The organism is Celeribacter naphthalenivorans, from assembly GCF_020524585.1.
Taxonomy (GTDB): Bacteria; Pseudomonadota; Alphaproteobacteria; order Rhodobacterales; family Rhodobacteraceae; genus Celeribacter; species Celeribacter naphthalenivorans.
Genome location: NZ_JAIVLK010000002.1, coordinates 545718 through 567980, shown reverse-complemented (window position 1 = coordinate 567980; position 22263 = coordinate 545718). Strand labels below are relative to the sequence as shown.

The following is a 22263-nucleotide window of genomic DNA, read 5'->3' as shown; positions in this document are numbered from 1 at the left end:
AAACAAAATTAGACGAACAAACAATAACAAAAAGTATTGAAATCGAATTTTATTCATATTTAACAACAGGATAACGCATACTTAATGCTATTATTTATATTCTTTAGTATTTAATGATGAACTTTAGGTGTGACGCTTACATGCATCTAAAATGCATATTTGCACAGTCACCCACAGGGCCCATTCAATCGGACACAGGGCTGATTTTCTTGCGCAGAGATGATTCCTGCCTCATTGGACACACACTTTCGAAATCGCCGATCTTAAGCCATCGCGGCCCTTTGATCAGGCGGTCGATTTATCAGGACGCTGATCGTCCCGCCCGTCGTTTTCGCGACAGAAATACGGCCTGAGGCATCTCTTAAGAAATTGTTTTCATATGATTTTGCCATTAATCTCGACGCATATCCCCCTTAAGCGCGTTTCGCGCAGTGAGAGCATCTTGCCACAGACTCCCCATGAGGCCGCCGCCGCTTTTTTCAAAGATTCCGACAAGACCGTGGCCTTCAACCGGCTGTGGTTCAACATCATGCGCGTGCATCGCAATTTTTACCCCCGCATTGCCAAAGACCTCAAGAAACGCGGCGTGCGGGATCTGATCTGGCATGAAATTCTCTGGGAAATCGAACGCGGCGGGGCTGAGGGGCGCAGAATGTCCGAGATCGAACAGGTGCTTTACCTGCCACAATACGCGCTGTCGCGTCATATCAGTCGGATGGAAAAAGAGGGATTTCTCAGGCGCGAATATATCCGCGACGGGCGGCGCAAACATGTGTTGTTTCTCACCGAGAAAGGCGCCGGGATCAATGCGGAGATGTGGCCGATCTACCAACGCGCCATTCAGGAGGAATTGGGCCCGCTGATCTCCGAAGAGGACGCCTATCTGATGTCTTATCTCTTGATCGGCATTCTGCGCGAGGACGAGAACGCCAAGGCCTGAGGCTCGAGCAGCCGAAGCGGTGCCACAAGAAGCGACCTTCGCAAGCAACGCCCGCGAAGGCCTTCTGTCATCAGAACTCTTTGGTGAGCATGAGGCTCACGCTGCGCCCCGGCTCCTTGAGTGTGTTGATCTCATCTTCGGTAAAGTCATTCCCGTAGGTGCCACGATCAGCATAGGTTTCGTCGAAGATATTGTTGATCTCAGCCCGAAGCGTCAGCCCATCTACGTTACGCGGACGGTATTCGGCAAAGACGTTGGCCACAACATAGCCCGGCATTTTCTCCAAAAACCCGTCGCCTGCGCCCGTGTCGTAATCCAGATCATACTCAAGGGCCGCGTCGATGCTGCCGCCGATCACCATGTCATAGTCGATCAGCTCCTGTTGCAGCTCAAGCGAGAAGACCCCGCCCAGAGGTGTGCCATAATCCAGCACCGCATAGCTCGAGGCCGCCGCCCCGTTCAGCTCCGCCTCACTATAGGTATAGCTCATGCGCGCAAAGCCGGAGGTCCAGTCGTAAGACCCCGCCAGCGTGAAGCCTTTGCTCTCAAAGTCGGCGTGGCCCGCGACATAGCCTCCCGCGCCCCCGTCATAGGCCGAGGTGCGCACATTGTTGAGCTTGGTCTGGAACAGCTCGGCGCCCAGGCGGAACGGCCCCTCTTCCCAATTCGCACCCAGCACGATGTTCTCACCACGGGTCACCTCAGTCAGGCCGCTGTAATCCCACGGATCGGCAAAGAGGTAGTTGTCCTCGACCGGAATGCCGCCAAACACATTGGAATAACCGGCCCGCACGGAAAAGCTTTGGGTGATCGCATATTCGACGGAGAGGTTGCCGCTCAGCCCGTCATTCTCATGTTCGACATCGTTCACATCGGTGAAGGTCTGCGAGTCATAGCGAAGACCCGCCGAGAGGTTCAGCCCCGCCATCGGTTCAAGACGGGCCTGCGCGAAGAGGCCAAGGTTCTCGATCCGCTCGCGACCGAGTTTCTCCCCCGTCGAATAGATCGAATACTGGCTGGTCTTGTCGATGTAATCCACACCCGCCGTGATCGTGGCCGTCTCGCTCAGGTGAAAGTGGTTCTTGGCCGTAAAGCTCAGCGTGTCGGTCAGGCCGGAGCTGTCGTAGGGCGTCTTCTTGTCCACCTCTGTCGCGGAATAGCCAAGGGTCAGCTCAGGGTCCCAAAGCCCCGCCGCCTGAGTGTTTTCATAGTGCAACGCATAGATCGTGCGCTCGGTCTCATAAAGCTCAAGCGGGTTCCACGTGGCTCCGCCAAAATTGGCGCGACGGTTGCGCAAGGCGTCATCCTGCATCTTTTGCGCGGAAAACTCGACACGATCCCCGGTCTCGGCCTCATAGGCCAGTTTGACAAGAGCACTGTCGAGATCGGTGCTGGTGCCCAGAACGGTGTTGCCATCGCCATCCTCGAAATCGTCCCCGTCCATCTGTTTGACATAGGCCAGCCCCTCAAAGCCCGCCTGACGCGCGGCCAAGGTCACGGAGCGGCCAAAGGTGTCGCCGTTCTCTCCATAGCTCAACCGCACACGCCCGCCGAAAGTGTCACCGGGATCAAGCATGTCGCCCGCGTCGATGGTCTCCATCGTCACAGCCCCCGCCAGCGCCTCGAACCCCGCATCGGCTGGGGCCACGCCCGGATCGACCCGCACGAATTTCATCAGCCCCGGATCAAAGGCATTGGCGCTGACGTGGTGGAAAATACGGTTGTTCTGCGCCACGCCGTCGACCGTCACCCCGAGATTGAGCATATCGACGCCGTTGACGAAAATCTTCTGCGCGATGGGGATCGCCCCCCCGACAGAGACAGAGGAAATCCCCGCAAAGAGGTCTTTCAAATCGCCCATGCTGGCGGCCTCAAGTTCGGCCTCCGACACATAGACCGAGGTCGCGCGATCTGCCGCCCCGGCATTCGCGTCGGTCATCTCGACATAAATCGGATCGAGGTAAATGATATCGCTCTCTTGCGCCGAAAGCGCCAGAGGATGCGCGCCAAGGATGGTTGTCGCCAGCAAGGCGGTTTTCAACTGTGTCATGATCTCAGCCGTTTTGAAAGTTGACGGGATCGCTGGCACGGGTGAGCTGGCTGATGGCCGTGGTGTTAGCGACTTCCCGCCTAACATGCAATTGCATGTTAATATGTGCCGCAAGATTTCTGCTCCCCCAGCCCAGCCTGCGCCTCCGTCTGCGTCAGCAGGCTTGCACCCAAAGCCCGCTTCATGGGATAGGGGCACAAACCCTTTGCGAGGATCTCACCATGTCCGCCACCACAGCCCCCAAAGACGTCACCATCGGCAATGTGACCTTTTCCAACGCCCGGCCTTTTGGTCTGATTGTCGGCCCTTGCCAGTTGGAAAGCCTCGATCACGCCCGGATGTTGGCGGAAAAGATCGCGGAAGCCTGCGCGCCCACGGGCACGGGGTTTGTGTTCAAAGGCTCCTACGACAAGGCCAACCGCAGTTCCCTGTCGGGCAAACGCGGCTTGGGCGCAGAAAAAGGTCTCACCATCCTGTCGAAAATCCGCGAGGAATTCGGCGTGCCAGTCATCACCGACGTGCACGAACCCGCGCATTGCGCCATGGCCGCCGAAGCGGTGGATGTGCTGCAAATCCCGGCGTTTTTGTGCCGTCAGACCGACCTGTTGCTCGCTGCGGGTGAGACCGGCAAGGCGGTGAACGTCAAGAAAGGCCAGTTTTTGGCCCCTTGGGACATGGACAATGTGGCCGCGAAACTGGCCTCCACGGGCAACGACCAGATCATGCTCTGCGAACGCGGCACATCCTTTGGCTATAACACCTTGGTCAGCGATTTCCGGGGCCTGCCGCGCATGGCCCAGACCGGCTATCCGGTGATCATGGACGCGACGCATTCGGTGCAGCAACCGGGCGGCCAAGGCACCTCGACCGGCGGCGACCGCACCATGGTGCCGGTGCTGGCGCGTGCGGCGGTGGCCGTGGGGGTTGCGGGGCTCTTCATCGAGACCCACGAGGACCCGGACAATGCGCCCTCCGACGGGCCGAACATGCTCAAAATCGAAGACCTCGGCCCGCTTTTGGCGACACTGCATGCGCTCGACGGCGTGGTCAAACCCGCCTGATCTGGAACCTGTCCGGCCTGTGGTTCACCCCGTGGGTCAGAACAATTTTAGATAAATCGCGCGCATTTTTGCATCTGACTTCAGCCGGCAGAAACCTTCTGCCGTTACTCTGCTGTGGTGTAAAAGGAGAACCGGTATGTCAGATGCTAAACACCCTGCCCCTCATTTGGCCCAACCTGTGCCGCAGCCCGTGCCACTTGCAATGCAGCGCCTCCTGCCACAGCAGATCGCGCCCATGCAGATGCAAGCCACCCCGGAGGTGCAGAGCGAGGCCGCGCCGGAGAAACCCTTTGTCATCTCCGATTGGGCGATGTTCTAGGCTGAGACACTCTTGACCTCTGCGACAAGCGCCTGACATTCTGGCGATCGATCCACCTTTTGAGGTCTTCATGCCCGCCCCCGTCTCCTCCATCCGCAATCTCGGCCCCGCCTCTGACGCGTCTTTCGCCCGCGCGGGCATCGACAGCGCCGAAGCGCTGCGCGCCTTGGGACCGGATGCCGCTTACACCCGCCTTTTGGCCACCGGATCGCGACCGCATTTCATCGGCTATTACGCCATGGTCATGGGGCTACAAGGCCGTCCGTGGAACGATTGCAAAGGCAAGGAAAAGGACGCGTTGCGCGCCCGCTTCGATGCCATCGTGGCCTCTGTCGCCGCCGACACCACAGCGGCGCCGACGGGCATCGAAACTGTGCTCAATGAGATCGGCACCGGGCTGCGCCGTTAAACGCCGACGTCCCAAACCGGAACCATCGCAGCCCCAGAGGCGTTCTCTATTCAACACGAAAAGGAGAACATCATGGACCTTATCCGTATTCTGGCCGCGATTTTTCTGCCGCCTCTGGGCGTGTTCTTGCAGGTGGGCTTTGGCAAACACTTCTGGCTCAACATCCTGCTGACGCTTCTGGGCTACATCCCCGGCATCGTCCACGCCGTCTGGATCATCGCCCGCACGCCGGAGCACAGTCGCATTTGAACGGGCCGCATTTGATCTGGCCGCATTTGAACAGGCCCGATTTGATCCGGCGGTAACAGCCCCGGCCTAAGATACTCGTAACAGGCCCTCAAAGGCCGTCACCACTTTGCGTTTCCCCTGAAAGCCGGAACGCAAAAGGCCGCCTCCTTCACAGGAGGCGGCCACATTTTTGAGCTTAAGCGAAACGCTTAGCCGACCAGTTCGAGACCGGAGAAGAAGTAGGCGATTTCGACCGCTGCGGTTTCCGGAGCGTCGGAGCCGTGCACGGAGTTTTCACCGATGGAGAGCGCGAACTCTTTGCGGATGGTGCCCTCTGCGGCGTCGGCCGGGTTGGTGGCGCCCATGACTTCGCGGTTTTTCGCGATGGCGTTTTCACCTTCGAGAACCTGCACGACGATCGGCTCGGAGATCATGAATTCGCACAGTTCGCCAAAGAACGGACGGTCTTTGTGCACGCCGTAGAATTCCTGAGCCTGAGCCAGGGTCAGTTGAATGCGCTTGGAAGCCACGACACGCAGGCCGGCTTCTTCGAACTTGGCAACGATCTTGCCGGTCAGGTTGCGCTTGGTTGCGTCGGGTTTGATGATGGAGAAGGTACGCTGGATCGCCATGGGAGAGAACCTCTTGGATGGGTCAGATGGAACGGACAGGGCAAACACCCCGCCCAAAGATTGCGCGCCGGATAGCATGGGACGCGCGCTTTGAAAAGCGGCGATTGACCTTGGCCGAAAGCTCAGGCAAGTGAGCCTTATGCTTAAGATCCAGAACATCACCTATTCCGTCGAAGGCCGCACTCTGATCGAAGAGGCCTCAGTCACCATTCCCACCGGCCATAAGGTCGGCATCGTGGGGCGCAATGGCGCGGGCAAAACCACGCTGTTTCGCATCATCAAGGGCGAATTGGTGTTGGAGGGCGGCTCTATCGAGATCCCGAAACGCGCCCGCATCGGCGGCGTCGCGCAAGAAGTGCCGGGCAATGAGGTCTCGCTTCTGGACACGGTTCTGGCCGAGGATAAGGAACGCGCGAGCCTGATGGCGGAATCGGAAACCGCGACCGACCCGCACCGGATCGCCGACATCCAGACCCGTTTGGCGGATATTGATGCCTGGAGTGCCGAGGGGCGCGCGTCCTCCATTCTCAAGGGTCTCGGCTTCACCGAAAAAGAGATCCAGATGCCCTGTTCGGCGTTTTCCGGCGGCTGGCGGATGCGTGTGGCGCTGGCCGGGGTGCTGTTCTCTCAGCCCGATTTCCTTTTGCTCGACGAACCGACCAACTACCTCGATCTCGAAGGCGCGCTTTGGCTTGAGACCTACCTCGCCAAATACCCGCACACCGTGCTGTTGATTTCCCACGACCGCGCGCTCTTGAACCGTGCTGTCGGGGCGATCCTACATCTTGAGAGCAAGAAACTGACGCTTTACTCCGGCGGCTACGACGATTTCGCCCGGACGCGTGCCGCAAAGCGCGCCGTTCAGGCCGCCGCCGCCAAGAAACAAGAGCTGCAACGCGCGCATTTGCAGAGCTTTGTGGATCGCTTCAAGGCCAAGGCCTCGAAAGCGAAACAAGCCCAGTCCCGCGTCAAAATGCTGGAAAAGATGGAGACCATCACCGCCCCCGAAGACGCGGCGCGCGTGGTGTTTTCCTTCCCCGAGCCCGAAGAGCTTTCGCCGCCGATCATCAATATGGAGGGCACCTCCGTCGGCTATGATGGCAAGGCGATTTTGCAGCGGCTGAACCTGCGGATCGACCAAGACGACCGCATCGCTTTGCTGGGCCGCAACGGCGAGGGCAAATCGACGCTGTCGAAATTGCTGTCAAACCGTCTCGACCCGATGGGCGGCCAGATCACCCGGCACAACAAGTTGCGCATCGGCTTTTTCGCCCAGCACCAAGTTGACGAGCTGCATCTGAACGAGACGCCGCTTCAGCACCTGCAAAGCGCCCTGCCCGATTTCCACCCGCCGAAACTGCGGGCGAAACTGGCGGGCTTTGGCCTTGGCGCCGATCAGGCCGACACCGAGGTCGGGCGTCTGTCGGGGGGCCAGAAAGCGCGGCTTTCGCTGTTGCTCGCCACACTCGACGCGCCGCACCTCTTGATCCTCGACGAACCCACCAACCACCTCGACATCGAGAGCCGCGAGGCCTTGGTCGAGGCGCTCACCGCCTACACGGGCGCCGTGGTTCTGGTGTCGCACGACATGCACCTGTTGAGCCTCGTCGCCGATCGGCTGTGGTTGGTGAAAGACGGCCGTGTTGCCCCCTACGAAGAGGACCTTGACGCCTATCGCAAGCTCTTGCTGCAAGGCGACGAGAAGCCGAAGGCAGAGAAAAAAGAAAAGCCCGCACCCAAGCCCAAAAAGGCCAGCCGCGACGAGATTCTGGCGCTCCGGGCCGAGGTGCGCAAATGTGAGGAACGCGTCGGCAAGCTGACCGACATGAGCAAAAAGCTACAGGTCAAACTGGCCAATCCCGAGCTTTACGAGGACAAAGAAGCCGCCGTCGTCTGGCAAAAGAAATACGGTGAGGTGACGGAGGCGATGGACCGCGCCGAGGCGCTCTGGATGGATGCGCTCGAAAAGCTGGAGCAAGCGGGAGGCTAAGCCATGGAGTTGCAAGTTCTGATCACGGCCTTCATGACGCTTTTCGTCATCATAGACCCGATCGGCCTTGCGCCTCTGTTCGTGGCGCTGACCCAAGGCGCCTCCGCCAAACACCGCCGTGCGGTGGGCCTGCGCGCCGTCATGATCGCTTTCGTGATCTTGACGCTCTTTGGATTGTTCGGCGATCATGTACTTGAATTTATAGGGATTTCCATGCCCGCCTTCCGCATCGCGGGCGGGCTTTTGCTCTTCCTCACCGCACTTGAAATGCTGTTCGAGAAACGCTCGAAACGCCGCAGCGAACATGCCGAGCACCCAGAGCATCAACCGGTCGAAGACCCCTCCGTCTTCCCGCTTGCCACGCCTTTGCTGGCCGGCCCCGGTGCAATCACCTCGATGATCCTCTTGATTGATCAGGCCGATGGCGTCCCCGGTGTGCTCATGATGCTCGGCGTGATGGTCGCCGTGTTGGGCGTCTGTCTGATTTTCTTTGCTCTGAGCAACGTGATGGAACGCGGCCTCGGCGCGACGGGCATCAATGTGGTCACGCGTCTGATGGGCATGCTTTTGGCCGCTCTGTCGGTGCAATTCGTGGCCGATGGCATCAAGGCGCTGTTTTTCGTCGCTTAAACGTCATACGGCGCGCAAATTGCCCCGCTCCAAATTGTCCCACGCCAAATTGCCCCACTGACAAACCCGTTTGCCGTGCCTATCTATACCCCCATGGATCAAATGGACACCGCCCGCATTCTCTATCTGTCGCTCTTGTTGGGCGCCGTCGGCTTTTATTACGTCGTCGCCAATCGCCGCAATCTTGGCCAGATGGCGCGTCATGCCGCGCTCTGGGCGCTGATTTTCATTGGCGCTCTGGCTGCCGTCGGCCTCTGGCAGGACGTGCGCCCCCGTCTGGCGCCCGCGCAGATCAGCGACGGGGCCGGTGTGATCACCGTCGACCGCGACCGGACCGGGCATTTTTCCGTCATCGCAGAGGTGAACGGTGCGCCTGTGGAGTTTCTTGTCGATACAGGCGCGTCCAACGTGGTGCTCTCGTTCAAAGATGCCGAAAAAGCCGGGATCGACGTGGACAATCTGGCCTTCACCGGCCGTGCCCAGACCGCCAACGGCACGGTGCGCACCGCGCCTGTGCGGATCGACACGCTGGGGATTGAAGGCATCACCGACGAGGGCGTGCGGGCCTATGTCACAGATGGCGAGCTGTTTGGGTCGCTGTTGGGCATGGACTACCTGCGACGCTATGAGCGGATCGAAATTCAGCAGGATAAGCTGGTTCTGACGCGGTGAGGCTTACGGCATCGCGCGCACGGAGGCGAGTTTTGCAGCAAACCCCAGAAAGACCACACCTGTGACTCCCTTGAGCCAGCGTTGAAACCGACCGCCGCCGAGGCTTTTGGTCAGCCGTGCAAAGAGCAGCACCATCGCCGAGAACCAGATCGCATTGATCAGGGAATGGATCACCACCAGCGTGAAACTGGCGAGAACGGGGGTTTCCCCCGGGCTGATGAATTGCGGGAAAGCCGCGAGGTAGAACATCGACACTTTCGGATTGAGCGCATTGGTCAAAAGACCTTCGAGATAGGCACGAGACAGCGTCCGCCCTTGACGCGCTGGCGCAACCTCGAGCGAGGAGACACCCTGCCATGCCGACAGCAGCGCCTTAACCCCAATCCAGCCCAGATACGCCGCCCCCAGAAGTTTGACGATCGTGAACGCCGTGGCCGATTGTACCAAAAGCACGGACAGCCCGAGGATCGAAAGCGCACCATGCAGGTAAAATGCGGAGACGAAACCCGCAACCGTGGCAAAACCCGCCGCGCGCCCGGAGCTGGGTACGGTTTTCGCGATCAACACCCCGTTCGGCCCCGGCGACATCACCAAAAGCGACGCCACCAACGCAAACGTCATGATCTCTTGCAGGCTCATGTCACGCTTCCTTCTTGCTTTCAGCCTTCTTTTCCCAGCGACCGCTTTCCTCGGACCAATATTGCGCCTCGGCGCCGGCGGCGGTCAGGGTTTTCCATTGCACGCGCGCGTGTTGCACCGCGTCCAGATCGTCACCATCAAAGAGGATGCAGGCGCGGTCGAGCGCGGCGATGTCTTCCGCCGCCAAATCCGCCCCGCCGACGCTCATGACGCAGGAGGCCGCGTTGCCGCCCGCCCCGGTTGTGAAGAGGATCGGCTGATCCGCGTCATGCGGCCCGCCTGCGAGCCCGTGCGGCAAAAACCCCTCGCGCAGCCAGAGCGCCTGATCCAGCGCGCGGAGCATCTGATCCGAGCGCCCGCGCACCTCCACGCGCCAGCCCGCCTGTAGAGATTTCTCTGCAAGCGTGGCCAGCGTCTCCGCCAGAGGCGCGCGGGTCAGGTGATAGAAATAGACCGCACCCATAAGGGGTTAGCCCTCCTTGTTCATCTCGGCATTCATATCGTCGATCATCCGGTTGAGCGCTAACACGCCCCAGCCGGTCGCACCTTTGGGCGCCAAGGTGGTGGGCGTCGAAACCGAGGCCACGCCCGCAATGTCGAGGTGCATCCATGGCACATCGTCTTTGACGAAGCGCTTGAGGAACTGCGCCGCCGTAATGGCCCCGCCCCAACGCGGGCCGACGTTTTTCATATCGGCCACATCGGATTTGATCAGCGCATCGTAACCTGCACCCAACGGCAGACGCCATGCGCCCTCGCCCTCCGCTTCGGCGGCTTTCAGAAAGCCGTTGCAGAAGGCGTCGTCGTTGGAAAACACGCCCGCGTTTTCATGGCCCAAAGCCACCACGCAAGCGCCGGTGAGCGTCGCGAGGTTCACCATGGCGCGCGGCGCAAAGGTTTCCTGCGCATACCAGAGCACATCGGCCAAAACGAGGCGGCCTTCGGCGTCGGTGTTGATGATCTCGACGGTGTCGCCCTTCATGGATTTCACCACATCTCCGGGGCGCGTGGCCTGACCGTCGGGCATGTTTTCGACGAGGCCCACGAGACCCACGACATTCACCGGCGCCTTGCGCAGCGCGAGGGATTTCATCACGCCGGAGACCGTGCCCGCGCCGCCCATGTCCATGGTCATGTCTTCCATGCCCGCACCGGGTTTCAAAGAAATACCACCGGTGTCGAAGACGACACCCTTGCCGACAAGCGCAATCGGCGCTTCATCGCCGCCCTCAGACCATGTCATCACCACCATTTTCGTCGGCGTCACAGAGCCTTGGCCGACGGAGAGCAAGAGGTTCATGCCCAGCTCGGCGAGACGATCCTCTTCGAACACCTCGACCTTGAGGCCGAGGCTTTCAAGCTCGACGAGACGTTTGGCGAATTCCGTGGTGGTCAAGACGTTCGCAGGTTCAGAGACCAGATCGCGGGTGAAGAACACGCCTTCGGCCAGAGCCGTGACGGTCGAAAGATCGACATTCTCAGGTTTGGTCACGGCGAGCGTCACGTCAGGAACGGTGACCTCTTCGTCGAGCGTCTTGTGATCGGTAAAGCTGTAATGCTTGAGCGCAATCCCCAAAGCCAGTTCTTCGACGCGTTTGACACTTCCGGGCAGCACCAGAGCGTCTGCCTTGCCCAAAGCCGCACCAATCGCAGCGCCTGCTTTGCGGCAGAGCGCGGATGAGGCCTGATTGGACAGTTTGACGACCTGAACGGCGTCGGCCTCCATGCCGGTCGGATAGGCGAGATCCTTGGCCTCGCCCTCTTTCATCGTCTCAAAGCCGTCGCTTTCCACGAACCGCGCCAGAGCGCCCTTGGTCAGCCGGTTGATCCGCCGCGCGGGCAGCCCCAATTTGCCATCGGGCGTGACAATCACGACCACGCGGCCTTCCGCGGAGACAATGGCATCGAGATCGAGGGCGGCAACGGAAAGTTGGGCAAGCGCGGTCATGGGAGATCCTGTTTAAGTTCAATTCCGTTATAGGTAGCGGTCAAAGCCCCGAGTGACCAGTATGAGTTTACAGGTGTCTCTTCCGGCGTCTCTCCGGCATCTCTTCGCGTCTCGGCTTTTACGGGCAAGATTGGACCTTTCTCCTTGCGCGCTGTGACGATAAAGTCCGGCAAAAATATGTGCACGGGAACAGGACCACGGGTTTGGGAAGATTCGACAAATACATGCTTCAGCAATTGCTGATGCTGTTCGGTTTTTTCTCGCTCGTGCTGGCGCTCGTGTTTTGGGTCAACAAGGCGGTGAGCCTGTTGGACTGGCTGATGGGCGACGGGCAATCGGCCTCAACCTTTGTCCAGCTGACTTTGCTGTCGCTGCCGACCATTCTCGTGAACCTCCTGCCGATCGCGGCCTTTGCCGCCACGGTCTACGTCACCAACCGGCTGGCCTCTGAATCGGAACTGGTGGTGGTTCAGGCCGCGGGCTATTCGCCCTATCGCCTCGCGCGCTCCGTCTTGATCTTTGGCGCCATAGTCGGCGTGATGATCGCGGTGCTGGCGCATATGCTCGTGCCCCTGTCGCAGCGCGAACTGGACCTGCGCCGCGCCGAGATCACCAGCGACGTGACCGCGCGGCTTTTGACCGAAGGCTCCTTTGTGCACCCGGTCAAAGGCGTGACCTTCTACGTGCGCAACATCACGGCGGCGGGTGAGCTTGAGGATGTCTATATCTCCAACACCCGCACCGAAGGCGAGCGACAGGGTTTCATAGCCCGCAAAGCCTTGATCGTAAAGGATGACACGGGGCCCATGCTCTTGCTGTTCGACGGCATGTCGCAGGTCTTTGATCTTGAAGACAACCGCCTGTCTGTCACGCGATTTGACAGTTTTGCCTATAGTCTCGCCGGGCTTTTGAACACCAACCCGAACCAGAGACGCACGATGCGTTCCACCGACAGTGTGGATTTGCTCAGCGCGGGGCCTGCGCTTTTGACCGAATTGAACGCCAGCCGCCTCGAGGTGCTGGCCGAGGTTGCGCAGCGCACCAACAAGGCCGTTCAGGGCCTCGTCATCTGTCTTGTGGGCTTTGGCGCGCTGCTGATTGGCGGGTTTTCGCGTTTTGGCCTCTGGCGGCAAATCCTTTTGGCGATCTTGCTTTTGGTCATCGTGAAAAGCCTCGACAATGGGTTTGGCGGGGCGATTGACGACGACCCCCGGCTCTGGCCCCTGCGCTATCTGGCCTCGATACTGGCGGTCTTCATGGCCCTCGCCCTGATGTGGAAAGCCGCCCATCCACGCCTGCGCCCCCGCAAGGCGGATGCAGGCCGCGACACCCGAGGAGAGGCCCGATGAAGCTCGATCTTTATTTCGGACGTCGGTTCCTGCGCGCGCTGCTCATCGTCTTGGCGCTTTTCGGCGGGCTGATCCTGATGGTCGAGAGCCTCGATCAGCTGCGCGACCTGTCCGATCTCGGGATCGGTGGGGCCGCGATTTTGCAGATGGCGCTGCTCAGGGTGCCGCGCACGCTCTATGAAATCCTGCCGATCATCGTGATGATCGCCACGCTGGTGCTGTTTCTGGGCCTCGCGCGCTCCTCGGAACTGGTCGTGGCGCGTGCCGCGGGTCGGTCTGCGCTGCGCTCTCTGGTGCCGCCGATGACCGTGGCCTTTTTGTTCGGCGTCCTGAGCATCACCGTGTTCAACCCCATCGCCGCCACCTCAGAACGCAGCTATGAGCGCCGGATCACATTGATGAGCCAAGGCGAGGCGCAGGTGTTTTCGGTCTCCGACGAAGGGCTCTGGCTGCGCGAAGGCACAGCGAACGGTCAAATGGTGATCCGCGCCAGCCGGTCGAACCTCGATGGCTCAGAGCTTCAGGATGTCAGTTTCGTAGGCTTTGCCCCCGACAGCACACCGCTCTACCGCATCGAAGCGCAGACTGCCGAGATCGAAGACGGGCAATGGCATCTGCGAAACGCCAAACGCTGGCCCTTGTTGGGCGCGGCCAATCCAGAGGTCGCCGCGACCCTTCATGACGATCTGACACTGCCCACATCTTTGAGCCCGAATGAAATCCGCGACCGCTTCGGCGCCCCCGAGGCCGTGCCCTTTTGGGAACTGACCGGCTATATCGAAAAGCTCGAGGTCGCCGGATTTTCCGCCCGCTCCTATCGCATGTGGCTGCAAAGTGAATTGGCGCTGCCGTTTTCTTTCATCGCCATGGCCTTGATCGCCGCCGGGTTCACCATGCGCCACACGCGGCTTGGCAACACCTCCTCGCGGGTCGTCACGGCCATGCTTTTGGCCTTCAGCTTTTATTTCCTGCGCTCTTTCGCCATCGTCATGGGGCAGAACGGATTGCTGCCGATTACACTCGCGGCCTGGGCGCCGCCTCTGGCGGTCATCCTCGCCACTCTTGCACTTCTGCTGCATCTGGAAGATGGATAGAGATATGACTGCTGCCCCGTCTCATGCCCTCGCCGCACGCCTGTTGAAAGGCGCATTGCCCCGCCTTCTGAGCGGGGTGTCACGGCGTGCCTGTCAGGTTGCTCTGGTGACTGCATTGTCCCAAGCGGTCCTGCCCCATGCCACCCAGGCACAGGAGGCCTCGACCTCGACCGCGCTTTTGGCCAATGGCGTGACCTTTGACGGCGAGCTGTTGGTCGCCACCGGCGATGTCGAGGTGCTGCAAGGCGACAGGCGCCTCACCGCCAGCCGCATCACCTACAACCAGACCACCGGCGCGCTCAGCATCGACGGCCCGATCCGCCTCACGCAAAACGGTACAGAGGCGGTCATTCTGGCCTCCGCCGCCGAGCTCGACACAGAGTTGCAGAACGGCATTCTGACCTCTGCCCGCATGGTGATCGACCGCCAGATGCAATTGGCCGCCGCCCGGCTCGATGTGGTCGATGGGCGTTACATCCGGATGCAGAAATCCGTCGCCTCGACCTGTGAAGTCTGCGTCAATCGCCCGGTGCCTCTGTGGGAAATCCGCGCCCAAGAGATCATTCACGACAGCGAGGCGCGCCAGCTCTATTTCACCAATGCGCAATTCCGCCTGATGGATGTGCCCGTGCTTTGGCTGCCGCATCTGCGCGTCCCCGATCCGACGCTGAAACGCGCCAACGGCTTTCTGGTGCCGGAAATTCGCACCGACTCGACCCTCGGCACCGGCATCGTTGTGCCCTATTTCATCACGCTGGGCGATCACCGCGACCTGACCGTCTCGCCCTATATCGCGACCAAGACCACCACGCTCAACCTGCGCTATCGTCAGGCGTTCTCGAACGGTGATCTGGAGTTGAACGGCGCGGTGAGTTCCGATGACACCCGCGACGGACTGCGGGCCTATCTCTATGCCCAAGGGCAATGGGACATCGGGCGGGGTCTCAAGTTCGGGGTCGATCTGCGCGCCGCCTCTGACATTGCCTATCTCGCCGATTACGGCATCGACGATGGCGATTACCTGACCTCGAAGGTCACGCTCACGCGCTACCGGGCCGAGGAAGCGCTGGACGCCCAGCTCGCCTATTCCCGCAGCCTGCGCGCCTCTGACGTCGTGATCGAAGACAAGCTGCCGTTCATTTTGGGCGAATTCAGCTACGAACGGTTTCTGACGGTGCCGCAGTTGCCCGGTCGGTTGAGCTTTGGCCTCTCCGCCTCGACCTCGTACCGCGATTCCGAGGATGACATCGACGGCTATGATGTGATCCGCCTCGGCGCGGAAACCCGCTGGCGTGGCGGTGCGGTCTTTGGCCCCGGTCTGAAACTCGACAGCACCGCGGCGCTGATGGCCGATGCCTATATCCAGCAACAATATTCTGCCTATGAAAACAAAGTGATCCGGCTCACGGGCGAAGCCGAAACGCGGCTGAGCTGGCCCTTGCTGCGCCGGACGGCCTCTGGCGCCTCTCAGCTGTTGGAACCGATGCTCCAACTCGGCTGGTCCGACACCTCCGGCGGCGCTGTCCCCAATACGGATTCGCGTTTTGTCGAATTCGACGAGGGCAATCTTTTGACCTTGGCGCGCTTTCCGGGGGCGGACCGTCGCGAAACCGGGCTGACCGCCGCCGCCGGTCTGCATTTCGCGCATTTCGGCCAACATTCGGAATATGGTCTGACGCTGGGGCGGGTGCTCTATCTCGAAGACATCGCCGCCTACACCGAAAGTTCGGGGCTGGATTCGCGTCAATCCGACTGGCTTTTGGCCGCAACGATGCAATTCGACACCGGCCTCGCCTTCACCTCACGTGCCCTGTTCGATGACAAAATCGAGGTCACGAAATGGGAAACCCGCCTCGATTACATGCGCCCGCGTTACAGCCTTGGCACAAGCTACGCCTATGTGATCGCAGACGCTTTGGAAGAGCGTGACACGAATCTCAATGAATTCGGCTTTGATGGGGCCGTGAAAATCGCCCGGAACTGGTCGGCCACGGCGCAATATCTCTATGATTTCTCTGAAGATTCCGAGACCCGTGTGGGGGTTGGCGTCGAATTTCAAAACGAATGTAGCCGCTTTAACCTCGGCCTGACGCGGCGCTATTGGAATACGGATGATCTGGATCCGACCACGCGACTGTCCTTTTCCGTCGGCTTTGGCGCTTTCGCCTCCGAACAACAGGCCGGGTCGTGCGCGTTTTGAGCAAGACCAGTGGCCATCCGCAATCTTTCGCCCAGAGAGAGGCCTTGGCCCTTGGCAATCCGCTTGGCCCGCGCCAAGAAACCTCTTAAGAAAGAAACGAAACACCCCGGAATGCGCAATCTGCGGACCGGTATCGTTGTGAAGGTTGGAATATGGGAGTTGGCATGACACGCAAATTCGGGGCAGATCTGATCGCCGGGCTGAAGAAAGCCACCCTGGGCACGCTTTGTGCCGCGGCTTTGAGTGCGTTCTCACTCACGCCTGCCATCGCGCAAAACATGTTTGCCCCGGTCGCCTATGTCAACGACAAGGTGGTGACCAGCTATGAGCTGAACCAACGCATCCAGTTCATGAGCGTTTTGGGCAGTGTTCCGACCCGTCAGGCCGCGCTCGATGCGCTGATCGAGGACCGGCTGAAGGCCAATGAAATGGAACGCGTCGGCATCACACTGACCGACGAACAAATCGCACAGGGCATTCAGGAATTCGCCAGCCGCGGCGGTCTTCAGCCCGAGCAATTCCTGAGCCTCATGGCCCGCGAAGGCATCAGCGCCCAGACCGTGCGCGATTTCGTGGCCACCGGCAACGCCTGGCGCGAATACGCCCGTGCGCGCTTTGCCTCCAAGGCCCAGGTGTCCGAGGTCGAGGTCGATCGCGCGCTGCAAAACAACGGTCCCTCCGGCGGCTTGCGCGTGCTGTTGTCGGAAATCTTCCTGCCCGCACGGACACCCGAAGAACGCGCCAAATCCGAAGCGCTGGCCAAACAGATCGCCTCGCGCCCGACCATCGGCGCCTTTGCCGCCGCTGCAAGCGAATATTCCGTCGCGCCCTCGCGCGAGAAAGCCGGACGGATGGATTGGGTGAACATCGGCGATCTGCCGCCCGCTCTGCGCGGCACCGTTGCGGGTCTCAAACCCGGCGAAGTCACAGCACCGCTCTCGACCCAAAACGCCATCGGCATGTTCCAGCTGCGCTCTGTGGCCGAAACCACCCGGCCCACGCCGAAAGCCGACGCCATCGAATACGCCGCCTATTACATCGCAGGCGGGCGCTCCGAGGCGGCTTTGAAACGCGCCGCTGAGGTGAAAGCCAGCGTGGACAGCTGCGAAGACCTCTACACCATCGCCAAAGGTGAACCCGCCGAGGTGCTGCAAATCGACACGCTGCCTGCCGGTGATATTCCGACAGATGTGGCGATTGAGCTTGCCAAGCTCGATCCCGGCGAGGTCTCCACCGCTTTGACCCGCGCCGATGGGCAGACGCTTGTGTTCCTGATGATGTGCGGCCGCACTTACGGCAACTCGGGCGAAGCCGACCGCGATCAGGTCCGCAACCAATTGCAGACCCAGCGTCTGGCCGCCCTCGCAGACAGCTTTGTCGCCGAAATGCGGGCCGATGCGACCATCGTCTACCCCTGATCTGACGCCCGATGGGCACGTTATGAAAGAAGAGATATGAGCCCGGCTGCTTTTGCCCCCATCGCACTCAGTTGCGGCGAACCGGCGGGCGTCGGGCCCGAACTGGCCGTCGCCGCCGCGAAAGTTCTCGACGGCTCCGTGCCGTTTTTCTGGATCGGCGATCCGCGCCACCTGCCTGATGGCACTCACTACACGGAAATCTCCGCCCCCCACGAGGCGCATCATGTCGCCTCAGGCACCCTGCCCGTGCTGCGCCATGAGTTCGCCGCCCCCGCCACGCCCGGCCACCCGGATCTGCGCAACGCGCAGGGCGTGATCGATGTGATCGCGCGCGGCGTGTCTCTGGTGCAATCGGGGGCCGCCTCCGCGCTCTGCACCGCACCGATCAACAAAAAAGTCCTGAAAGACGGCGCCGGTTTTGCCTTTCCCGGCCACACCGAATATCTCGCCGATCTGGGCGGCGTGGAGCGGGTGGTGATGATGCTCGCCTGTCCGGAGTTGCGCGTCGTGCCCGTGACGATCCACATCGCGCTGAAGGACGTGCCCGTCGCTTTCACGCCCGCGTTGCTCGAAGAGACCATTCGCATCACCGCCACCGATCTGAGCCGTTTCTGGGGGCTGGAACGCCCACGCATCGCGCTTGCAGGTCTTAATCCCCATGCGGGCGAAGGCGGTGCGATGGGGCAGGAAGAGCTCGACTGGATGATCCCGCTGATCGAGCGTTTGAGCGCAGAAGGCTTTGATCTCAAAGGCCCGATGCCGCCCGACACGATGTTCCACGCCCGCGCCCGCGCGGGCTATGACGTGGCGCTTTGTGCCTATCACGACCAAGCCCTCATCCCGATCAAGACGATTGATTTTTCGGGCGGCGTCAATGTCACGCTGGGCCTGCCCTTCATCCGCACCTCGCCCGATCACGGCACCGCGTTTGACATCGCGGGCAAAGGTCTTGCCGATCCGACAAGCCTGATCGCCGCGCTCAAAATGGCCGCTGAAATGGCAGAAAAAGGAGTGCGCTGATGGCCACTGTCGATGGGCTCCCGCCGCTGCGCGATGTGATCGAAACCCATGGTCTCGTCGCCAAGAAATCGCTCGGGCAGAACTTTCTTCTCGACCTGAACCTGACCTCGAAAATTGCCCGCCAAGCAGGTGATCTGACGCACTCCGATGTTTTGGAAGTCGGCCCCGGCCCCGGCGGTCTGACCCGTGGCCTTCTGGCCGAGGGCGCGCGCAAGGTTCTGGCCGTCGAAAAAGACAGCCGCGCCATGGGGCCATTGTCGGAAATCTCCGCCGCCTATCCCGGACGGCTTGAGGTGATCAACGCCGACGCCTTGGAGATCGACCCGCTGGAGCGCCTGACGCCCCCCGTGCGCGTGGTCGCCAACCTGCCCTATAACGTCGGCACCGAGCTTTTGGTGCGCTGGCTCACGCCGCCCACTTGGCCGCCCTATTGGGCCTCGCTGACGCTGATGTTCCAAAAAGAGGTGGCCGAGCGCATCGTCGCAGAGCCCGGGTCGAAAAAATACGGCCGTCTCGCGATTCTCAGTCAATGGCGCACCCGGCCCCGTATTGTCATGGAACTGCCGCCCGAGGCCTTTAGCCCGCCGCCGAAAATCCATTCCGCCGTGGTGCATTTCGACGCCCTGCCCGCGCCGCGCTTTGAGGCCGATCCCAAAGTGCTGGAGCGCATCGTCGCCGCCGGGTTCAACCAGCGCCGCAAGATGCTCCGCGCTTCGCTCAAGGGTGTTGCGCCGGAGATCGAAGACCGGCTCGTCGCGGCCGGGATCAAACCCACGGACCGCGCCGAACAGGTGCCGATCGAAGGATGGTGCGCCTTAGCCCGAGAAATCGCAAAAGGATAAGTCATGTTTTCCCATGTCACGGTCGGCGCCGACGATCTCGACCTTGCCGCCGCCTTTTATGACGCCGTGTTGCTCCCTCTGGGCCTGAAACAACGAGCGGTTGAGCCCGATGGTGGCCCGGAGGCGCGATGCTGGGTCCGGCCCGAGGCACCTTATCCCCGGTTTTACGTCTATAAACCCTTTGATCGCACGCCCGCACGCGCGGGCAATGGCGCGATGCTGGCCTTTGTCGCCCCCACCCGCGCCGCCGTCGACACGGCCCATGCCGCGGGGCTGGCACAGGGCGGACGAGATGAAGGCGCGCCGGGTCTCAGACCGCAATATGCGCCGGATTACTACGGCGCCTATCTGCGCGATCCCTCGGGCAATAAGGTCCACATCGTGCACCGCGCCGAGCTGACCGAGAGTTTCGGGATACTGCCCTAACCTCAGACCTAAACTCAGGGTCAATTCCCCTCATCCTGAACGAAAAACACTGGTCTCCAACTTGGGTCCAATAGGTTTTCCGCTGCTCTCCTGCCTTTTTGCACCAGTCCGGCCCTCTCGCCGGTCCATCTGCAAAAAGGACAAACCATGATCAAAACCCTGATTTCCGCCACGCTTCTGGCCGCAACGCTCACCACCGGCGCTTTCGCCGCTGGCACGGTCGAACTGACCGATGAGAACAAGATGAAGATCACCGAACTGCTCACCGCAGACGGTCATGAGGTGGGCAAGATCAAACTCGAAGACGGTCTTTATGAGGCCTACACCAAGAAAGATGGACAAAAGCTCGAAGTCTTTCTGGATGGCGATTTCAACATCGTGAAAATCGAAGACTGATCTGCCCGTGCGGGGGGCTTCAAACGCCCCCCAGATTTCAAAAGAGGCCTCTATGACACGCGAGAAAATCTGGGACCCCGTCGTCCGCCTGTTTCACTGGACGCTTGTGGGCTGCTTCGCCGCCAATGCGTTTTTTGTCGATGACGAAAGCGATCTGCATCTCTGGATCGGCTACACGATCATTGCGCTTTTGACGATCCGCGTGATCTGGGGCTTTGTCGGCAGTCGTTACGCCCGCTTCGCCAGTTTCCCGCCCTCTGCGTCGCAGGCGATGGAACAGGCCACGGACATGATGACCGGACGGGTGCGCCCACACAAAGGCCACACACCTCTGGGCGCCTTGATGATCTACAACCTCATCGCCACGCTCGGTCTCATCGGCCTCTCCGGTTGGCTGATGACCACCGATTTGTTTTGGGGCGTCGAATGGCCCGAGGAGGTTCATGAAATCGCGGTCGGCTGGGCCGAGTTTTCGGTGCTTTTGCATATCGCCGCCGTGTTTTTCGAAAGCTGGCGGACGCGCATCAACCTTCCCCGCGCGATGGTGACAGGCTACAAGGACATGCCAGATTCCTGACCCCGAAAGGACGACGTCATGGCACATCCTGCCTTCACCGAACGCCCGACGCCTGCGGCCATGGTGGCCTTGATCGCCGCCCAGGCCTTTTGCGCGCTGTTTTTTATCACGGATGTTCTGACCGATCTGGGCGAAGCGGGCGGAAAACCGACCACGCATCTTTTGATCGAAGCCATGGCGGCGGCCACTTTGGTCGTCGCGATTTTCCTTGAAACACGGCTCATGCTGGATCTTTTCGCCCGAAAGGCCCGGCTCGAGACCAGTCTCAAAGAGGCCTCGCGCGCGGTGTTCGACGTCATCGAGGCGCATTTCGATGGCTGGGCACTCTCACCTGCGGAGCGCGATGTGGCGAGTTTTCTCGTCAAAGGCCTGTCGATCACCGAGATTGCCGACCTGCGCGGCAACAAAGAGGGCACGATCAAGGCGCATCTCAACGCGATCTATCGCAAATCCGGCACCAGAAATCGTGCGGAACTGATGTCTGCGGTCATCGACACGCTGATCGACGCTGATGTAACTGGCGAGGCCTAACGCCTTTCGCGAAAAGAAAAACCCCCGCCATGGCGGGGGCTTTCGATCTGTGGTCTGCGCCTTACTCGGCGGCGTCCGGTGCGGCCTCTGGCGCCGGTTCTGGCGCCTCAGAGGAGGCCTCTTCCGCAGCTTTCGCAGCCGCTTCCGCATCCTTTTCCGCTTTGGTCTTGCGCGGCTTGCGCGGCGCGCGCGGTTTTTTCGGCTTCGGCGCCTCGACCACCTCTTTCGGGGCCTCTTCCGGTGTCTCTACGAGACCGGTGTCGCCATCGTCCGCCTTGGTGTCCACAAAGACCAGATCGGGCTGATCGCCTTCGCCAGCTTGCGGTTGTGTGGACTGATGGTCGTCGCGTTTGCGCTGACGCTCGGCGCGCTCAGATTCCTGACGTTCACGACGCTCGGCCTGATCGCGCTCCTGCTGCTCGCGCTGCGCTTCCTGTTCTTTTTGGGCTTGGCCCAGAAGGCGAAGATAATGCTCCGCGTGCTGTTGAAAATTCTCAGCGGCCACGCGGTCGTTGCCAAGCTGGGCATCGCGGGCAAGCTGATTGTATTTCTCGATGATCTGCTGTGGCGTGCCGCGCACCTTGCCTTCGGGGCCGGAGCTGTCGAAGACGCGGTTGACGATATTGCCAACGGAACGGCTGCGGTTGTTCTTGGACCGCGAACGGTTTTTAGAAGATCTCATATGTTGTTCTTTCGAGCCTATATCTCGGTAAAGTCCAGCCTGTTGCCGGATTCTTGGACCGGCTTGTCCTGTAACTGGCTTGTCTGTCCTTGTTGATCCGCACTTCATGTTGTGGTCTGCGCTCCCCGAAATGGGAGCCCTCAACGTCAAAGCTGTGCAGGGTAACCGCGTTGGGGAGTGTCCTCCGCCTTACGCTGTCCCCAGTAACCA

General features: G+C 60.6%; 24 protein-coding genes. 18 read left to right on the top strand and 6 right to left on the bottom strand.

The annotated features are described in order from the left end of the window. Window positions 1-442: 442 nt before the first annotated feature. Window positions 443-940 (top strand): MarR family winged helix-turn-helix transcriptional regulator, encoded by a 498-nt coding sequence (locus LC094_RS06455; protein ID WP_226550965.1) that lies wholly within the window; start codon window positions 443-445, stop codon window positions 938-940. 70 nt (window positions 941-1010) lie between these two features. Here the strand turns inward: LC094_RS06455 and LC094_RS06450 are convergent, their stop codons facing one another. Next, complete coding sequence (locus LC094_RS06450; RefSeq protein WP_226550963.1) at window positions 1011-2990, bottom strand: TonB-dependent receptor plug domain-containing protein; 1980 nt, start codon at window positions 2988-2990, stop codon at window positions 1011-1013. Window positions 2991-3211: 221 nt separating this feature from the next. Between LC094_RS06450 and kdsA the strand changes: the two genes are divergently transcribed. The 4 genes from kdsA to LC094_RS06430 all read left to right on the top strand — a co-directional run bounded on the left by kdsA (window position 3212) and on the right by LC094_RS06430 (window position 5028). Beyond that, window positions 3212-4051: a 3-deoxy-8-phosphooctulonate synthase gene (gene kdsA, locus LC094_RS06445; protein WP_226550962.1), complete on the top strand. Its 840-nt coding sequence runs from the start codon at window positions 3212-3214 to the stop codon at window positions 4049-4051. A 136-nt stretch (window positions 4052-4187) separates the two neighbouring features. Then, the gene (locus LC094_RS06440; protein WP_226550961.1) at window positions 4188-4370 is read left to right on the top strand and encodes a hypothetical protein; all 183 of its coding nucleotides are present in this window, start codon (window positions 4188-4190) and stop codon (window positions 4368-4370) included. Between the two features lie 70 nt (window positions 4371-4440). Next, a complete protein-coding gene (locus LC094_RS06435) occupies window positions 4441-4779 on the top strand; it encodes a TfoX/Sxy family DNA transformation protein (RefSeq protein WP_226550960.1) in 339 nt (112 codons plus the stop codon). Window positions 4780-4851: 72 nt separating this feature from the next. After that, the gene (locus tag LC094_RS06430; RefSeq protein ID WP_226550959.1) at window positions 4852-5028 is read left to right on the top strand and encodes a YqaE/Pmp3 family membrane protein; all 177 of its coding nucleotides are present in this window, start codon (window positions 4852-4854) and stop codon (window positions 5026-5028) included. Window positions 5029-5216: 188 nt separating this feature from the next. On the opposite strand, the gene ndk is transcribed toward LC094_RS06430, so the two are convergent. Beyond that, a complete protein-coding gene (gene ndk, locus LC094_RS06425) occupies window positions 5217-5639 on the bottom strand; it encodes a nucleoside-diphosphate kinase (protein WP_226550958.1) in 423 nt (140 codons plus the stop codon). Window positions 5640-5778: 139 nt separating this feature from the next. Between ndk and LC094_RS06420 the strand changes: the two genes are divergently transcribed. From LC094_RS06420 to LC094_RS06410, 3 genes are all read left to right on the top strand, one after another. After that, window positions 5779-7629, top strand: a complete 1851-nt coding sequence (locus LC094_RS06420) for an ABC-F family ATP-binding cassette domain-containing protein (RefSeq protein ID WP_226550957.1) — start codon at window positions 5779-5781, stop codon at window positions 7627-7629. Window positions 7630-7632: 3 nt separating this feature from the next. After that, entirely contained in the window at window positions 7633-8259 is a 627-nt protein-coding gene (locus LC094_RS06415; protein ID WP_226550956.1) for a MarC family protein, read from the top strand. Between the two features lie 102 nt (window positions 8260-8361). After that, complete coding sequence (locus LC094_RS06410) at window positions 8362-8931, top strand: retropepsin-like aspartic protease family protein (protein WP_319003279.1); 570 nt, start codon at window positions 8362-8364, stop codon at window positions 8929-8931. 3 nt (window positions 8932-8934) lie between these two features. Here the strand turns inward: LC094_RS06410 and LC094_RS06405 are convergent, their stop codons facing one another. From LC094_RS06405 to LC094_RS06395, 3 genes are read right to left on the bottom strand one after another with little or no spacing between them, the layout of a single operon-like run. Further along, entirely contained in the window at window positions 8935-9570 is a 636-nt protein-coding gene (locus LC094_RS06405) for a LysE family translocator (protein WP_226550955.1), read from the bottom strand. Between the two features lies 1 nt (window position 9571). Then, complete coding sequence (locus tag LC094_RS06400; protein WP_226550953.1) at window positions 9572-10033, bottom strand: DNA polymerase III subunit chi; 462 nt, start codon at window positions 10031-10033, stop codon at window positions 9572-9574. Between the two features lie 6 nt (window positions 10034-10039). After that, on the bottom strand, window positions 10040-11518 hold the full coding sequence (locus tag LC094_RS06395; RefSeq protein ID WP_226550951.1) for a leucyl aminopeptidase: 1479 nt from the start codon (window positions 11516-11518) through the stop codon (window positions 10040-10042). 203 nt (window positions 11519-11721) lie between these two features. Here LC094_RS06395 and LC094_RS06390 point away from each other — a divergent pair, with 203 nt between their 5' ends. The 10 genes from LC094_RS06390 to LC094_RS06345 all read left to right on the top strand — a co-directional run bounded on the left by LC094_RS06390 (window position 11722) and on the right by LC094_RS06345 (window position 21371). Continuing rightward, on the top strand, window positions 11722-12867 hold the full coding sequence (locus LC094_RS06390) for an LptF/LptG family permease (protein ID WP_226550949.1): 1146 nt from the start codon (window positions 11722-11724) through the stop codon (window positions 12865-12867). After that, a complete protein-coding gene (gene lptG, locus LC094_RS06385) occupies window positions 12864-13961 on the top strand; it encodes an LPS export ABC transporter permease LptG (protein ID WP_226550947.1) in 1098 nt (365 codons plus the stop codon). Before LC094_RS06390 ends, lptG begins: the two co-directional genes overlap by 4 nt. A 4-nt stretch (window positions 13962-13965) precedes the next feature. Beyond that, window positions 13966-16161, top strand: a complete 2196-nt coding sequence (locus LC094_RS06380) for an LPS-assembly protein LptD (RefSeq protein ID WP_226550945.1) — start codon at window positions 13966-13968, stop codon at window positions 16159-16161. 164 nt (window positions 16162-16325) lie between these two features. Beyond that, entirely contained in the window at window positions 16326-17579 is a 1254-nt protein-coding gene (locus LC094_RS06375) for a peptidylprolyl isomerase (protein ID WP_226550943.1), read from the top strand. A 36-nt stretch (window positions 17580-17615) separates the two neighbouring features. Next, complete coding sequence (pdxA, locus tag LC094_RS06370) at window positions 17616-18599, top strand: 4-hydroxythreonine-4-phosphate dehydrogenase PdxA (RefSeq protein WP_226550941.1); 984 nt, start codon at window positions 17616-17618, stop codon at window positions 18597-18599. Next, window positions 18599-19441 carry a 16S rRNA (adenine(1518)-N(6)/adenine(1519)-N(6))-dimethyltransferase RsmA gene (gene rsmA, locus LC094_RS06365; protein ID WP_226550939.1) on the top strand — a complete coding sequence of 281 codons (843 nt, stop codon included), beginning with the start codon at window positions 18599-18601 and terminating at the stop codon, window positions 19439-19441. Before pdxA ends, rsmA begins: the two co-directional genes overlap by 1 nt. A 3-nt stretch (window positions 19442-19444) precedes the next feature. Next, a complete protein-coding gene (locus LC094_RS06360) occupies window positions 19445-19867 on the top strand; it encodes a VOC family protein (RefSeq protein ID WP_226550938.1) in 423 nt (140 codons plus the stop codon). Window positions 19868-20014: 147 nt separating this feature from the next. Beyond that, window positions 20015-20263: a PepSY domain-containing protein gene (locus LC094_RS06355; RefSeq protein ID WP_226550937.1), complete on the top strand. Its 249-nt coding sequence runs from the start codon at window positions 20015-20017 to the stop codon at window positions 20261-20263. 52 nt (window positions 20264-20315) lie between these two features. Continuing rightward, window positions 20316-20840, top strand: a complete 525-nt coding sequence (locus LC094_RS06350) for a cytochrome b/b6 domain-containing protein (protein WP_226550936.1) — start codon at window positions 20316-20318, stop codon at window positions 20838-20840. Window positions 20841-20858: 18 nt separating this feature from the next. Then, window positions 20859-21371: a helix-turn-helix transcriptional regulator gene (locus tag LC094_RS06345; protein WP_226550935.1), complete on the top strand. Its 513-nt coding sequence runs from the start codon at window positions 20859-20861 to the stop codon at window positions 21369-21371. Between the two features lie 61 nt (window positions 21372-21432). Here LC094_RS06345 and LC094_RS06340 read toward each other — a convergent pair whose 3' ends face one another. Further along, window positions 21433-22053: a DUF4167 domain-containing protein gene (locus tag LC094_RS06340; protein ID WP_226550934.1), complete on the bottom strand. Its 621-nt coding sequence runs from the start codon at window positions 22051-22053 to the stop codon at window positions 21433-21435. Window positions 22054-22263: the final 210 nt, after the last annotated feature.

What these genes read in the sequence shown, in the direction of transcription:
- kdsA (WP_226550962.1), top strand. Translation starts at nt 3,212, where the DNA reads ATGTCCGCCACCACAGCCCCCAAAGACGTCACCATCGGCAATGTGACC.
- LC094_RS06400 (WP_226550953.1), bottom strand. Translation starts at nt 10,033, where the DNA reads ATGGGTGCGGTCTATTTCTATCACCTGACCCGCGCGCCTCTGGCGGAG.
- LC094_RS06405 (WP_226550955.1), bottom strand. Translation starts at nt 9,570, where the DNA reads ATGAGCCTGCAAGAGATCATGACGTTTGCGTTGGTGGCGTCGCTTTTG.
- LC094_RS06450 (WP_226550963.1), bottom strand. Translation starts at nt 2,990, where the DNA reads ATGACACAGTTGAAAACCGCCTTGCTGGCGACAACCATCCTTGGCGCG.
- ndk (WP_226550958.1), bottom strand. Translation starts at nt 5,639, where the DNA reads ATGGCGATCCAGCGTACCTTCTCCATCATCAAACCCGACGCAACCAAG.
- LC094_RS06360 (WP_226550938.1), top strand. Translation starts at nt 19,445, where the DNA reads ATGTTTTCCCATGTCACGGTCGGCGCCGACGATCTCGACCTTGCCGCC.
- LC094_RS06340 (WP_226550934.1), bottom strand. Translation starts at nt 22,053, where the DNA reads ATGAGATCTTCTAAAAACCGTTCGCGGTCCAAGAACAACCGCAGCCGT.
- LC094_RS06440 (WP_226550961.1), top strand. Translation starts at nt 4,188, where the DNA reads ATGTCAGATGCTAAACACCCTGCCCCTCATTTGGCCCAACCTGTGCCG.
- rsmA (WP_226550939.1), top strand. Translation starts at nt 18,599, where the DNA reads ATGGCCACTGTCGATGGGCTCCCGCCGCTGCGCGATGTGATCGAAACC.
- LC094_RS06350 (WP_226550936.1), top strand. Translation starts at nt 20,316, where the DNA reads ATGACACGCGAGAAAATCTGGGACCCCGTCGTCCGCCTGTTTCACTGG.
- LC094_RS06415 (WP_226550956.1), top strand. Translation starts at nt 7,633, where the DNA reads ATGGAGTTGCAAGTTCTGATCACGGCCTTCATGACGCTTTTCGTCATC.
- lptG (WP_226550947.1), top strand. Translation starts at nt 12,864, where the DNA reads ATGAAGCTCGATCTTTATTTCGGACGTCGGTTCCTGCGCGCGCTGCTC.
- LC094_RS06420 (WP_226550957.1), top strand. Translation starts at nt 5,779, where the DNA reads ATGCTTAAGATCCAGAACATCACCTATTCCGTCGAAGGCCGCACTCTG.
- LC094_RS06430 (WP_226550959.1), top strand. Translation starts at nt 4,852, where the DNA reads ATGGACCTTATCCGTATTCTGGCCGCGATTTTTCTGCCGCCTCTGGGC.
- pdxA (WP_226550941.1), top strand. Translation starts at nt 17,616, where the DNA reads ATGAGCCCGGCTGCTTTTGCCCCCATCGCACTCAGTTGCGGCGAACCG.
- LC094_RS06395 (WP_226550951.1), bottom strand. Translation starts at nt 11,518, where the DNA reads ATGACCGCGCTTGCCCAACTTTCCGTTGCCGCCCTCGATCTCGATGCC.
- LC094_RS06355 (WP_226550937.1), top strand. Translation starts at nt 20,015, where the DNA reads ATGATCAAAACCCTGATTTCCGCCACGCTTCTGGCCGCAACGCTCACC.
- LC094_RS06380 (WP_226550945.1), top strand. Translation starts at nt 13,966, where the DNA reads ATGACTGCTGCCCCGTCTCATGCCCTCGCCGCACGCCTGTTGAAAGGC.
- LC094_RS06345 (WP_226550935.1), top strand. Translation starts at nt 20,859, where the DNA reads ATGGCACATCCTGCCTTCACCGAACGCCCGACGCCTGCGGCCATGGTG.
- LC094_RS06410 (WP_319003279.1), top strand. Translation starts at nt 8,362, where the DNA reads ATGGACACCGCCCGCATTCTCTATCTGTCGCTCTTGTTGGGCGCCGTC.
- LC094_RS06435 (WP_226550960.1), top strand. Translation starts at nt 4,441, where the DNA reads ATGCCCGCCCCCGTCTCCTCCATCCGCAATCTCGGCCCCGCCTCTGAC.
- LC094_RS06375 (WP_226550943.1), top strand. Translation starts at nt 16,326, where the DNA reads ATGACACGCAAATTCGGGGCAGATCTGATCGCCGGGCTGAAGAAAGCC.